The organism is Metabacillus indicus LMG 22858 (genome assembly GCF_000708755.2).
In the GTDB taxonomy this organism is placed as follows: Bacteria; Bacillota; Bacilli; order Bacillales; family Bacillaceae; genus Bacillus_P; species Bacillus_P indicus.
This window is the reverse complement of record NZ_JGVU02000007.1, coordinates 269,516-283,684: the sequence shown is the minus strand read 5'-3', so window position 1 is coordinate 283,684 and position 14,169 is coordinate 269,516. Positions and strand designations below refer to the sequence as shown.

The 14,169-nt window shown below is 45.9% G+C and carries 11 protein-coding genes; 10 read left to right on the top strand and 1 reads right to left on the bottom strand.

Annotated elements, in window-relative coordinates:
* The first annotated feature begins 147 nt into the window (after window positions 1–147).
* The 5 genes from pcrB to AZ46_RS18725 all read left to right on the top strand — a co-directional run bounded on the left by pcrB (window position 148) and on the right by AZ46_RS18725 (window position 6,861).
* The gene (gene pcrB / locus AZ46_RS18745) at window positions 148–834 is read left to right on the top strand and encodes a heptaprenylglyceryl phosphate synthase (RefSeq protein WP_029285498.1); all 687 of its coding nucleotides are present in this window, start codon (window positions 148–150) and stop codon (window positions 832–834) included.
* Between the two features lie 108 nt (window positions 835–942).
* Window positions 943–3,114, top strand: coding sequence for a DNA helicase PcrA (gene pcrA, locus AZ46_RS18740; protein WP_411335056.1), 2,172 nt, complete (start codon window positions 943–945; stop codon window positions 3,112–3,114).
* A 20-nt stretch (window positions 3,115–3,134) separates the two neighbouring features.
* The gene (gene ligA, locus AZ46_RS18735) at window positions 3,135–5,144 is read left to right on the top strand and encodes an NAD-dependent DNA ligase LigA (RefSeq protein ID WP_029285502.1); all 2,010 of its coding nucleotides are present in this window, start codon (window positions 3,135–3,137) and stop codon (window positions 5,142–5,144) included.
* 52 nt (window positions 5,145–5,196) lie between these two features.
* A complete protein-coding gene (locus AZ46_RS18730) occupies window positions 5,197–6,360 on the top strand; it encodes a CamS family sex pheromone protein (protein ID WP_234703394.1) in 1,164 nt (387 codons plus the stop codon).
* 315 nt (window positions 6,361–6,675) lie between these two features.
* On the top strand, window positions 6,676–6,861 hold the full coding sequence (locus AZ46_RS18725; RefSeq protein WP_029285506.1) for a hypothetical protein: 186 nt from the start codon (window positions 6,676–6,678) through the stop codon (window positions 6,859–6,861).
* Window positions 6,862–6,888: 27 nt separating this feature from the next.
* Here the strand turns inward: AZ46_RS18725 and putP are convergent, their stop codons facing one another.
* Entirely contained in the window at window positions 6,889–8,370 is a 1,482-nt protein-coding gene (gene putP / locus AZ46_RS18720; RefSeq protein WP_029285508.1) for a sodium/proline symporter PutP, read from the bottom strand.
* Between the two features lie 350 nt (window positions 8,371–8,720).
* On the opposite strand from putP, the gene AZ46_RS18715 reads away from it, so the two are divergent.
* The 5 genes from AZ46_RS18715 (at window position 8,721) to AZ46_RS18695 (ending at window position 14,166) form a co-directional block, all read left to right on the top strand.
* A complete protein-coding gene (locus AZ46_RS18715) occupies window positions 8,721–9,080 on the top strand; it encodes an Hsp20/alpha crystallin family protein (RefSeq protein WP_029285510.1) in 360 nt (119 codons plus the stop codon).
* Window positions 9,081–9,354: 274 nt separating this feature from the next.
* Window positions 9,355–10,626, top strand: coding sequence for an ABC transporter substrate-binding protein (locus AZ46_RS18710; protein ID WP_029285512.1), 1,272 nt, complete (start codon window positions 9,355–9,357; stop codon window positions 10,624–10,626).
* A 70-nt stretch (window positions 10,627–10,696) separates the two neighbouring features.
* Window positions 10,697–11,548 (top strand): carbohydrate ABC transporter permease, encoded by an 852-nt coding sequence (locus AZ46_RS18705; RefSeq protein WP_029285514.1) that lies wholly within the window; start codon window positions 10,697–10,699, stop codon window positions 11,546–11,548.
* Between the two features lie 89 nt (window positions 11,549–11,637).
* Window positions 11,638–12,429, top strand: a complete 792-nt coding sequence (locus AZ46_RS18700; protein ID WP_029285516.1) for a carbohydrate ABC transporter permease — start codon at window positions 11,638–11,640, stop codon at window positions 12,427–12,429.
* Between the two features lie 12 nt (window positions 12,430–12,441).
* The gene (locus tag AZ46_RS18695; RefSeq protein WP_029285518.1) at window positions 12,442–14,166 is read left to right on the top strand and encodes a glycoside hydrolase family 35 protein; all 1,725 of its coding nucleotides are present in this window, start codon (window positions 12,442–12,444) and stop codon (window positions 14,164–14,166) included.
* The last annotated feature ends 3 nt before the right edge of the window (window positions 14,167–14,169 follow it).

The following is a 14,169-nucleotide window of genomic DNA, read 5'->3' as shown; positions in this document are numbered from 1 at the left end:
TAGTTTCTTCATTGAAAAGCAGAATTATGAACAGTTGCGCCAAAACGTAATCAGATTGTCAAAACCTTCATAGCATGTGTGCGTTTTTTGCAGGGCATTAATTTGATATAATGTTTGAATGGAACCTGATTGTTAGGAGGAACGGCTATGTATGATGTGAGCGAGTGGAAGCATGTATTCAAACTCGATCCTGATAAAGAAATAAGCGACGCTGCACTCGAGAAAATATGTGAGTCAGGAACAGATGCCATCATTGTCGGGGGAAGCGACAATGTAACGATGGATAATGTGTTAAACTTAATGTCCCGAATCAGAAGATACCTTGTGCCGTGTGTGCTTGAGGTATCAGAGATTGAGTCGATCATGCCCGGTTTTGATTTGTATTTCATCCCGTCTGTGATGAACAGCAGGGATGCAAAATGGGTAATGGGGCTGCATCATGAGGCGGTAAAAGAATATGGAGATCTTATGAACTGGGATGAACTCCTCGTGGAAGGCTACTGCATTCTGAACGGGGACTGCAAAGCAGCCAGGCTCACAGATGCAAGGACTGAATTGACTGCTGATGACGTGGTCTCATACGCAAGACTGGCTGAAAACATGTTTCACATGCCGATTTTCTATCTGGAGTACAGCGGAACTTATGGCGATGTGAATGTTGTGGAGGCGGCAGGCAAAGTGCTTTCTGAGACAAAACTGTTTTACGGAGGCGGCATTCAGACGCCTGAACAGGCAGCCGAAATGGCCGAGCATGCCGATGCCGTTGTTGTCGGCAACATTATTTACGAGAACCTGGAAGCCGCATTGAAAACGGTAAAAGCGGTAAAACCATAATTGCATAACACTCAGGTGATGAGATAAAATAAGAACATACGTTTGATATAAGGTGGTGTCCGGAACGTGCAATTTTTAACAGATCAATTATTAAATGGCTTGAATGACATGCAAAAGGAAGCGGTCAAGGCAACGGATGGACCGCTCTTGATCATGGCAGGCGCGGGGAGCGGAAAGACAAGCGTTCTCACAAGAAGAATCGCGTACCTGATGGTTGAAAAGGGCGTCGCTCCGTGGAATATCCTTGCCATTACATTTACAAATAAAGCGGCAAGGGAAATGAAGGAGCGTATCGGAAAGCTGCTTGGACCAGGAGCAGATGATATCTGGATTTCTACATTCCACTCGATGTGTGTAAGAATTTTAAGACGTGACATCGACCGGATCGGCATCAGCAGAAATTTCTCGATTCTGGATACGACAGATCAGCTGTCCGTTATTAAGCAGATCTTGAAAGACCGGAATATTGATCCGAAGAAATTTGATCCCCGCAGCATGCTGGGAAGCATCAGCAATGCGAAGAACGAACTGATCACTCCCGAGGAATTCGAAAAAACAGCGGGCGGCATGTACGAGCAGGTTGCAAGCGACGTATATAAGGACTATCAGAAAAAACTGCTCAAAAACCAGTCTCTTGATTTTGATGACTTGATCATGACGACGATTCAGCTGTTTCAGCGTGTGCCTGAAGTGCTTGAATTCTACCAGCGCAAATTCCAGTACATTCACGTGGATGAGTACCAGGATACGAACAGAGCGCAGTATCTGCTCGTGAAAATGCTTGCATCGCGTTTTCAGAATCTGTGCGTAGTCGGAGACTCGGATCAGTCGATTTACCGCTGGCGCGGAGCTGATATTGCGAATATCCTCTCTTTTGAAAAAGATTATCCGTCTGCCAGTGTGATTCTGCTTGAGCAGAACTACCGCTCGACACAGCGCATTCTTGAAGCGGCAAACGGCGTCATAAAAAATAATATGAACCGCAAGGCGAAAAATCTCTGGACTGAAAATGATGAAGGGCAGAAAATCAGCTACTACCGCGCGGACAGCGAGTCGGCCGAAGGGCAGTTTGTGGCGGGCAAAATCAATCAGCTCGTCTCCACACAGGGCAGAAAGCTTTCAGATTTTGCGATTCTTTACAGAACGAACGCCCAGTCCCGTGTCATCGAGGAAATTCTGCTGAAGTCGAACATCAATTATACGATTGTCGGCGGCATCAAGTTCTATGACAGAAAAGAGATTAAGGATATCCTCGCTTATATGAGACTGATTGCAAACCCTGATGATGACATCAGTCTGGCACGCGTCATAAACGTGCCAAAACGCGGTGTTGGAGCGACTTCTGTTGACCGGATTGCCCAGTATGCGGCAGATAATGATCTGTCCCTCTTCGGGGCGATTGAACAGATTGAGTTTGCCGGTGTCAGTGCACGTGTAGTCAGTGCGATGGTAGATTTCCGCGAACTGATCCGGAACATGGCCAACATGCAGGATTATCTGTCTGTCACGGAGCTAGCAGAAGAAGTGATTGAGAAAACAGGCTACCGCGACATGCTGAAAACGGAGAAAACGATCGAAGCGCAAAGCCGCCTCGAGAATATCGACGAGTTCCTGTCTGTTACCCAGAACTTTGAAAAGAACAGCGAGGATAAGAGTCTTGTTGCATTCCTGACTGATCTTGCTTTAGTGGCGGATATTGATAAATTAGACGATGATGAGGAAGCCTCTAAAGAAGCGGTCGTGTTAATGACGCTTCATTCTGCAAAGGGCCTTGAGTTCCCGGTAGTCTTTTTGATGGGCGTTGAAGAAGGCGTCTTCCCACACAGCCGCTCTCTTATGGAAGAAGAGGAAATGGAAGAGGAGCGCCGCCTTGCCTATGTCGGCATTACCCGTGCAGAAAAAGAGCTGTTTATCACAAATGCGAAAATGAGAACTCTCTTCGGGCGGACGAGCATGAACCCTGAATCAAGATTCATATCTGAAATTCCATCCGCTCTGATTGAAAATCTGAATGAAGTGAAGAAGAGCTCTTCGCCATTCGGCGCAAAAGCACGGCCTGAACGGAGACCTGCCGTTACAAGACCGATTGCAGCCTCTACAGGCGGAGATGAAATTGCCTGGAGCGTCGGCAGCAAGGCAGAACATAAAAAATGGGGCATCGGCACCGTTGTCAGCGTTAAAGGCGAGGGAGAGGGCAAGGAGCTTGATATTGCATTCCCAAGCCCTGTCGGCATCAAACGGCTGCTTGCTAAATTTGCTCCGATTAAAAAAGTACAGTAGTGAAAGGAATGGACCAAGGGATGGATATGAATACAGCCAAACAGCGTGCAGAAACCCTGCATGACTTATTAAACAAGTACAACTATGAATATCACGTGCTGGATAAACCGACTGTTCCGGATTCTGAATACGATCAGCTGCTGCATGAGCTGATTGACATTGAAGAACATTTCCCTGAACTCAAGACTCCGGATTCCCCGACTCAGCGGGTTGGCGGCGAAATTCTTGAAGGTTTTAAAAAGGTTCAGCACCAAACACCCATGCTCAGCCTCGGAAATGCATTTGGCGAGCAGGATCTCCGGGATTTTGACCGCCGTGTGAGGCAGGCTGTCGGTGATGATGTTCAGTATATGGTTGAGCTTAAAATTGACGGACTGGCTGTTTCCCTTACTTATGAAAACGGAGCATTTGTGCGCGGCGCGACCCGGGGTGACGGTACAACAGGCGAAGATATTACTGAAAACCTGAAAACCATCCGGTCCATTCCGCTGAAGCTTAAGAAAAACCTCTCCATCGAGGTTCGCGGCGAAGCCTATATGCCGAAGTCCTCGTTTGAAAAATTAAATGAAGTGAAAATACAGCTTGAGGAAGAGCCGTTTGCCAACCCGCGAAATGCCGCGGCAGGCTCTCTCCGCCAGCTCGATCCGAAAATTGCGGCGAAACGAAATCTGAATATTTTCGTCTATAGTATTGCAGACCTCGGGGAAGAGACAGGTGCCAAAACCCAAAGCGCGGGTCTTGATGCACTCGAGGAACTTGGATTCAAAACCAATACCGAACGCAGGAGATGCGAATCAATCGATGAAGTCATCGAGCTGATTGCAGCCCATCAGGAAAAGCGGACAAGTCTTCCGTATGAGATTGACGGAATCGTTGTAAAAGTCGATTCCATTGAACAGCAGAAAGCATTGGGATTTACGGCAAAGAGTCCTCGCTGGGCGATTGCGTACAAGTTTCCTGCAGAGGAAGTCATGACAAAGCTCCTTGAAATTGAGCTCAATGTCGGACGAACGGGCGTTGTGACGCCGACTGCGATCCTTGAGCCGGTCCGTGTTGCCGGCACGACAGTCAAACGTGCATCCCTGCACAATGAAGACCTGATCCGCGAAAAAGACATTCGCCTTGGCGACTATGTCATTGTAAAAAAAGCGGGGGATATTATTCCGGAGGTAGTAAACGTCCTGCCTGAACACAGAACAGGCGACGAAAAAGAGTTCGCGATGCCGACCCATTGCCCTGAATGCGAAAGTGAGCTTGTGCGGATTGAAGGGGAGGTTGCCCTCAGGTGCATCAATCCAAAATGTCCGGCTCAAATCCGCGAAGGTCTTATTCACTTCGTCTCCCGTAACGCAATGAACATCGATGGTCTAGGAGAACGTGTCATTGCCCAGCTTTTTTCGGAAAACCTGATTGAGGATGTAGCCGATCTGTACCGCCTTCAGCGGGATGAGCTTCTGAAGCTTGAACGGATGGGCGAAAAATCAGCTGACAACCTTCTGCAGGCGATTGAAAACTCCAAGCAGAATTCCCTTGAGAGACTTCTGTTCGGGCTTGGCATCCGTTTTATCGGTTCGAAGGCGGCAAAGACGCTTGCGCAGCATTTTGAGACGATGGAACGATTGCAATCTGCTTCTCGGGATGAGATTATTGCAGTTGATGAAATTGGAGATAAAATGGCGGACGCTGTTGTTACTTATTTTGAGCAGGAAGAGATGAATGAACTTATCTCAGAGCTGAAAGCCTGCGGTGTGAATATGTCCTATCTCGGTCCGAAGCTTGTGAGACCTGAAGAATCCGACTCATTTTTTGCCGGAAAAACCGTCGTGCTGACAGGGAAGCTTGAGCAAATGTCCCGCAATGAAGCAAAGGAAAAAATCGAAGCGCTCGGCGGAAAAGCAGCGGGAAGCGTAAGCAAGAAAACGGATTTGGTCATTGCCGGGGAAGATGCAGGAAGCAAGCTTGCAAAAGCTCAGGAGCTGGGCATTGAGATTTGGGATGAAGAACGCTTGATTGAAGAGCTGAAAAAATAGATTTCTTTTTGAGGAGAAACTAAAAGAGGTGTGTTCCAACTTGAAAAAAGGTATGGTAATACTGCTTGCAGGCTGCCTGTTTTTGTCAGCCTGCGCACCGAGCTTTGGTGAAGAGGAGGAGCTTGTACAGGAAACGGAAGATGATTCAACAGAAAAAGCGATCATTCCGAAGTACAACATTTCAGACTCCTACTATAAAATGATTTTGCCTTTTAAAGAGGGCAAAGCAAGAGGCCTTGTCGCAGAAAACATCAATACCCGTCTTGATATTGACGAGTTTGAAACGGGCCTGATGAGAATGGCTCAGGAAGAATTCCCGCCTGATAACCATCTGTATCAGGAAGGGCAATATCTCGACGAGAAGACAATCCGTTCATGGCTTGGAAGAAAGCTTGAAGGAAAAGATCTTGAAGAGAAGAAATCAGATAAAAGTTTCAAAAACGAAGGACTTAATCCGCCGAAATCATCAGAAGGCGATTATATCCAGCAGAACGAAAAAAGCCCGATTTATTTGGCTCATATGCTTGAGCATAACTACTTGGTCCGAAAAGGCGAAAATACGGTCGAGCTTGGCGGAGTTGTCATCGGACTTGCGATGAACTCAGTCCATTACTACCGTGAAGCCGTAGGAGAGCCTCAGCGGGAATATAAGATTCCTGACAGCCAATTAGAGGCAGAAGGCAAAAAAATGGCCGCAGAGGTCATCAAGCGCGTCAGAAGCCAAAAAGGGCTTGAAAAAGTACCAGTAGTCATTGCCCTTTACAAACAGGCGCCAAAATCCTCTATCGTGCCAGGCAGCTTCATTGCAAGCACTGTCGTTGACGGAGGAAGCAGTTCAATCGGCAAGTGGGACAGCGTAGATGAAGAATACGTCTTCTTCCCGTCGCCAGAAGGAACGGAAAACTACCGCGAAGATGCCAACTTGTTCGAACGCTTCAAACAGGACATTGACGACTTCTTCCCGAACTACACAGGTGTTATCGGCAAAGCCTTCTACAAAGGCGAAGAGATGCAGGAACTGAAAATCGATATTCCGATGCAGTTTTACGGGAAATCAGAAGTGATTGCATTTACACAGTTTGCTACCGGCAAAGTCGTGGACTACTTCCCGGACTACGTTTCGGTCGAAGTTAACATCAGCTCCACAAGCGGCCAGGAAGCCCTGATCGTCCGCAAACCGGGCCAGGAAAAACCGACTGTTCATATCTATCAATAAGCAAGAGGAAACCATCCAGTCAGCCGGGATGGTTTTTTTGTATCTACAGCTTAATGAATTCAAACTCAATTTTTTATCGCAAAGCCAATGAAATCTGTTTTGAAAACCATTAGAATTAGCCTTATCATGCTTTTTCCACGTAGAATGCACCGGGCAGGACATTCTGGGCTGGCGAAAAGGACGGAATTAATGACTAACAATCCAAACTGAACGGTCAACAGTCCAAACTCCGTCTTTAACAATCCAAACTCTTCCAGGCTGAGCAACAGCCGGTTATAATAGACTTAAACAAACGTTTAATTAAGAGGTGATCCTATGCAGCATAAGGAAAAACGAACAATGGCGTTTCTAGTTTTAACCGGCATTCTTTTTCTCTTCAGCATGCTGACATTCATAATCCCAATCCCCGGTCTTCTAAAGGATGCCGTCTTACTCATTGGATTTATCACTGCCTGCATCATCCACTACTACTTTAAAAGAAAACAAAAAGAAACCGCCTGATCACAGGCGGTTTCTGCATGCAAAGCATTATTTCGTTTCTTCTTCCAGCGTTTCTTCCATTTCCGTAAACACGTTTTGTACGCGTTTTGACGGTCTGCTTGTGAACAAGCTGACGAGATAGACGGCAATTAAGCTCAGGAAGAATCCAGGAATCATTTCGTATACTGTTTCTTTCAATACTGGTACGTTTACCCAGATCAATACGGTTACGGCACCGACGATCATTCCGGCCAGTGCGCCCCACTTGGTCATGCGTTTCCAGTACAAGCTCAGGAGAACGGCTGGTCCAAATGCAGAACCGAATCCGGCCCATGCATATCCGACGAGTGAAAGAATTGTGTCACTTGGTGTGAGTGACAGAAGCACACCGATGATGGCAACGAGCAGAACGGAAAGTCGTCCAATCAGGACAAGTTCTTTGTCACCGGCACTTCGTCTGAAGAAGGTGCGGTAAAAGTCCTCTGTCAGTGCACTTGATGTAACAAGCAGCTGAGATGAGATTGTACTCATAATCGCTGCAAGAATGGCTGCAAGCAGGAATCCTGTAATTAACGGATGGAACAATACTTGCGCGAATTTAATAAAAATCGTCTCAGGATCAGCAAGCGTTGTTGCTGTCTGATTGACATAGGCAATACCGACAAGACCCGTCAGCATCGCACCAAATACTGAGATAATCATCCAGCCCATTCCGATTCTGCGGGCAGGCTTTAATTCTTTAATCGATGAAATAGCCATAAAGCGGACAATGATATGCGGCTGGCCGAAGTAGCCAAGTCCCCATGCAAGGAATCCGAGTAATCCTAGAACAGTCGTGCCTCTGAACACATCAAGGTATTTAGGGTCGATGTCTCTGATGACATCAAATGTCGGTCCGACACCTCCCAGATTTGTAAAGGCCACAATCGGAACAAGAATGAGGGCAAGGAACATGATAACGCCCTGAACAAAGTCTGTCAGACTGACGGCAAGAAATCCTCCGAATAGTGTATAGGCTACAACGACACCTGCTGTAATAAGCATGCCTGTTGTGTAATCCAGTCCGAATGATGATTCAAATAGAAGTCCTCCGGATACTAATCCTGCTGAAGTGTAAAGCGTGAAGAAAATAAGGATGACAATCGCTGAAACGAAGCGAAGAATGCGCGTTTTGTCTTTAAAGCGATTTTCAAAATAATCCGGGATGGTAATGGAGTCGTCTGCAACCTCTGTATAGGTTCTAAGACGCGGAGCGACCAGAAGGTAGTTGGCATAAGCCCCGACAGTCAGTCCCACTGCTATCCACATACTTGATAATCCAGTTGTATACATAGCACCTGGAAGACCCATCAGCATCCATCCGCTCATGTCAGAAGCTCCGGCTGATAATGCCGTTACTGCAGGACCCAGTCCGCGTCCTCCGAGCATGTAACCAGACACATCGTCCGTAGACTTCTTGTAGGCATACAATCCGATGAGCAGCATGCCGACGAAGTAAATTCCAAGTGATATTAAAGTACCTGTTTCCACCAAATCTCTCCTTTGACTTTAGTGATTGTGTAATAAAAGAACCAAATATTTCTAACCGTTCAGCCCTACGGTTACTTAACCTAACAAACTATTTCCCGCGTTTCAAGGATTTGAAACAGATACGGCGCGGGTTTAAACCCTTCAGACGTACACAGCTTGTGTAGGTAAGCGCTTTCCTCATTTTATTAAAGTAAAACTATTCAGAAAAATCAAACACAGTCACTTTTCGTTTCATACACAGATATTATGTGCATTCCGGCACTAAACAAATCACACTTTTCATCATAGGCAATTTGCTCTCTTCCTACATATGATATATAGACAATACTGAGCGTATGAGAGGGATGAAAATGGAGAATAACCGAAAAGATCCAATGCGCATGATCAATGAATTTTTTGAGGCGCGGCCAAAACGGTCGCTGCTTGGAAATATAGACGAATACTTCAAGCAATCATTTTCAACAAAGGGTTTTCCGCTTTCAATGGAAGAAAAGGATGGGGCGTTTCTAGTAACAGCCGAGCTTCCGGGAACAGAGAGGGAAAACATCAAGCTGACGATCGAGGACGGGCATCTGGTCATTACAGTAAAAGGGGAAAAGGATGCAAAGGAATCCCTTCAAATTCCTCCGTCTGCCTTAGTTAAAAATCTAAAGGCCAATTACCGGAATGGTGTGCTGAAAGTCGTCATTCCCAAAAAAACCATCTACTGAAGTAAAAATCGATTAGTTTTTTTACCTCAGTAAAAAAACTTTTAGTATAATTCAATTTTTACTTGCTTGAATTTGTAAAAACCTATTAGAACAAGGCAGAGAAGCTATTTTCTCTGTCATTTTTTTGTTTTTAGAATTATTTAAGTAAAATAAAAGGTAAAATAACTAAAACTTTTAGTTAAATTTTACTTGAAATGTTCAGTCAATTCATCTAAAATGAGTTTTGTAAACGATTTCATTTTGCGGTCAAAAAAGATGAATTAGGGGGTAAAGCATGAAAAAGGCAATAAGTTTGATTTGTATGGTTCTGATTATCGGCATGCTGTCAGCTTGTTCTGGAGGCAATTCCGAAAAGACAAGCAAAGATGACAACAAATTAACAGCATGGGCATGGAACATCAACGTCCCTGTTCTTGAAGCAGCGGCTGAGCGCTATAAAAAAGAAAACCCGGACTTCGAGCTTGAGATTGTAGAACTTGGGCGCGAAGATGTGTATCAAAAATTAACAACAGGCCTGCAAGCAGGCGGTCAGGGTCTTCCTGACATCGTTCTAGTAGAGGACGACCGTATTCAAGGGTATGCAGAAGCGTATCCGAAAGCATTTCTTGATCTGAAAAAATACGGTTTCGAGGAGCAAAAAGATAAGTTCCCGACAAGCAAAACCGATCTTCTGACTGTAAATGACAAAGTCGTCGGCTTCCCGTTTGACGGCGGCCCGACAGGTGTCTTCTACAGAACGGATATGTTTGAAGAAGCAGGCGTGAAAGCGGAGGACATTGAGACATGGGATCAGTTCATTGAAGCAGGTAAAACCATTAAAGAGAAGACAGGCAAAGCAATGCTTGGTCTTGATCTGAACGGTGACGACGGTCTTTACCGCATGATGATGAATCAGCAGGGTTCACTGTACTTTGACGATAAAGGCGAGCTTGTTCTGACATCTGAACAGTCTATGAATGCTGCAAAGGTCATCAAACAGCTTAAAGATGAAGGATTAGTTAAAAATACGGTTGGATGGGATGCATGGATCAGTGCAATGGTCAGCGGTGAGGTAGCAACTGCTCCATCAGGCGCATGGCTTTCAGGTTCGATTACCGGACAAGGAAAAGATACATCAGGCAAGTGGGGCGTGATTCCGCTTCCGGCATTTGAAGAAGGCGGCAACCGCGCTTCCAACCTTGGCGGAAGCAACTACGTCATCATGGAGAACACAAATATGAAACAAGAAGCCTATGACTTCCTTGAGTTCTTTTCAACAGATGAAGAAACACAGCTTGAAGCAATGAAGGGCGGACTGTTCCCGACTTTGAACACAATCTATGATGAGCCGGTTTTCACTGAAAAGCAGGAGTTCTTTACAAATCAGCCGATCTGGCAGACATTCACACAGCAAATGGACAGCATTCCGTCTGTTAACTATACAGGCAACTACTCTGTTGCAATGGATGAGTCCATTAAAGCACAGTCAGAAGCTGTCAGCGGAAAAGTATCCATTGAGGATGCCTACAAAGCGGCAGAAGACAGACTGAAGAACAGAGTCAAATAAGACATTGAAAATGAAAAAGAAAGGGCCGAATCTAAATTCAGCCCTTTCGTAATTTAAGGTGGGATCTCGCATGAGTCAAACACGGTTATTTCCTTATATGTTTATTGCCCCTGCAGTTATACTCTTTCTCGTTTTTACCGTTTATCCGATCTTTGCTTCACTGTTGCTGAGCTTTCAGACGTTTGAAGCAGGGGAATATATTTTTACCGGCCTTGATAACTACATTACGCTTTTTAATGACACGATTTTCAGAAAAGCCCTGATGAACACATTCATTATCTTCATCGTGCAGGTGCCGATCATGCTGCTTCTTGCACTGATTTTATCCAGTGTGCTGAACAGCGGGCTCCTTCGCCTGAAAGGATTTTTCAGAGTATCGTTTTTCCTTCCGGCGGTAACATCTCTTGTTGCATATTCAATCCTTTTCTCCATCATGCTTCAGGAGGAAGGCATCATTAATACAGTCGTTGGTTTCTTCGGTCTGGAAGCGATTCCATGGCTGTCAGACAGTTTTTGGGCAAAAGCTTCCATCATCCTTGCGATGACATGGAGATGGACAGGATACAACATGGTCATTTTCCTTGCTGCTCTTCAAAACATTCCAAATGATATGTATGAAGCAGCTTCACTCGACGGCGCGGGGAAAATCAGACAGTTTTTCTATATTACAATCCCGCAGCTTAAGCCGGTTATTCTTTTCGCTGCAACCCTATCCACGATCGGTACGCTGCAGCTATTTGATGAACCGTTCAACTTAACAAAAGGCGGACCGGCCGATTCAACGATGACTCTCGGTCTGTATATTTACCAGAATGGATTTGAGTTCTTCCAGTTCGGCTACGCATCAGCAGTAGCTTATGTGGTAGTAATTCTAGTGGGTATTCTCACATTTATTCAATTTAAAGTGGCAGGTGATCGATGATGAATGCTGAAACAACCAACCAGATTCAATCAACGTTCGTAACAGGGACAAAGAAAAAGCGCAGTCGTTCGCTGCCGCAGAAAATCGGCATGTACGCCATTTTAATCCTGTTTATGATCATCTCGATTTTCCCGTTCTACTGGATGTTTATCGGGGCGACAAATGAATCAGGCAAAATGTTCACAAACCCGCCGACATTGACGCCGGGCGATCAGCTGATGACGAACTTCCAGAACCTGAATGCATCAATCAACATTCCGCAGGTCATGTTCAATTCGCTGTTTGTGTCTCTCTTGTATGTAGTGGCGGCACTTGCTGTTTGTTCGCTAGCTGCTTATGCACTGGCAAAATTCGAATTTAAAGGCAGAAACTTTATTTTCACCGCGTTTCTTTTATCGATGATGATTCCGTATCAGGCAACGCTGATTCCGCTTTTCCGGATGATGTCTGAGCTGAATCTTTTGAACACATATTTCGCGGTCATCGCGCCGCAGCTTTGCTATCCGTTTGCGATTTTCCTATTAAGACAGAACTTCCTTGCGTTCCCGACAGAGCTGATCGAAGCAGCGCGCCTTGACGGAGCAGGAGAACTCAAGATTTTCTTTAAAGTCGTTGCACCATCGATGCGTCCGGCACTTGCAGCCGCGTCCATCTTCCTGTTCATGACACAGTGGAACAACTTCATGTGGCCGCTTGTTGTATTGAATGATGCAGGCATGTACACGTTCCCGGTCGCACTCTCGACACTAATGGGTCTTTCTTATATTGACTACGGCCAGGTAATGATGGGCGTATCCATTGCAACCGTTCCGATTATCGTTTTCTTCTTAGTGCTGCAGAAGCAATTTATCTCAGGGATGCTTGGAAGCGCCGTGAAATAGGAGGAAAACAGGATGCTGACAACAAAGGGGAAGCAATTTTATTTAAACGGAGAACCGTTTCAGATTTTATCGGGGAGCATTCACTATTTCCGCGTTGTTCCAGAGTACTGGGAGGACCGGCTGCTGAAACTGAAGCAGCTCGGTCTGAATACAGTCGAAACGTATATACCATGGAATGTGCATGAACCGAAAAAAGGCCAGTACTGCTTTGAAGGCATGGCTGATCTTGAAGGCTTTATCAAAAAAGCAGAAGAGCTTGGGCTGTATGTCATTCTCAGACCGGCACCTTACATCTGTGCAGAATGGGAATTCGGAGGCTTTCCCGGCTGGCTCCTGAAAGAGCCCGGCATGGTGCTCCGAAGCTCAGATCCTGTGTTCTTTGATCATCTGACATCATACTTTGACGTTCTGCTGCCGAAAATGGTCCCGCATCTATCGTCAAACGGCGGTCCGGTCATTGCCGTACAGGTTGAAAATGAGTACGGCGCCTATGGAAATGACCTGGAGTATCTGAATGCATCAGCAGAGCTTTTTAAAAACGCAGGCATTGATGTTCTGCTCTTCACCTCGGACGGACCCGAATTCATTCAGCACGGATCCATGCAGGATGCTGTGACAACCTTGAATTTCGGCTCCCGCTCGGGGGAAGCCTTTGCTGCACTCGAAACGTTTCGACCAAACTCACCGGAAATGTGCGCAGAATTTTGGATCGGCTGGTTCGACCATTGGGGCGGTGAACATCACACGCGGGAAGCGGCTGATGTTGCCGCAGAGTATGAAAAAATGATTTCACAGGGTGCGTCCGTGAATTTCTACATGTTCCACGGGGGAACAAATTTTGGCTTCATGAACGGCGCAAATCATTACGAGTTCTACTCACCGACCATTACAAGCTATGACTACGATGCTCTTTTAACCGAATGGGGAGACCCTGGTGAGAAGTACTTCGCGGTGAAAAACGTTCTTTCCAAATACAACAGAGAAGTACCTGAGGAAAATCCGGCTCCTTCTGTTAAGAAAAGTTATGGCAAAGTGAATCTGGACGCCAAGATGAGCGTGTTTGATTATATCCGCACACTAAAGCCGGAAAACGTTATCGCTCCGAAACCGATGGAGGAGCTCGACCAGAATTACGGCTATATTCTTTATAAAACAGTGATAACAAAACAAGGCGACCTTGAAATGGACACTACGCCGATACGTGACAGAGCGTTTATCTATATCAACGGAAAGCTTGAACGCACCATATACCGCAATGATCCGGAAAAAACGATTACCCTCTCCTTTCCGAATGAGGAAAACATCCTTGAGGTATTCGTGGAAAACATGGGCCGCGTCAATTACGGCAAGCATTTGAAGGACAAAAAAGGCATCACGGAAAATCTCTGGATCGGAAATCAGTACTGGTTCCACTGGGAGGTTTATCCGATTGAGATGGATGATGCGGATTTTGCTTTTATAGAAGGAAAAGACGAACGCTATCCGCGCTTCTACAAAGGGGAACTGACGGCAGACGCGCCGGCAGATACCTTTATTGATCTTGAAGGATGGACAAAAGGAAACGTCTGGGTAAACGGGTTTAACCTCGGACGCTACTGGGTGACAGAAGGTCCGCAGCAGCGCCTGTACGTTCCGGGCCCGCTTTTGAAAGAAGGAAAGAATGACATTCTCGTGATGGAGCTTGAGGGAAATGAAACTTGCTCGATTACGTTTACGGACGAACCAAAACTCGGCTAAAGG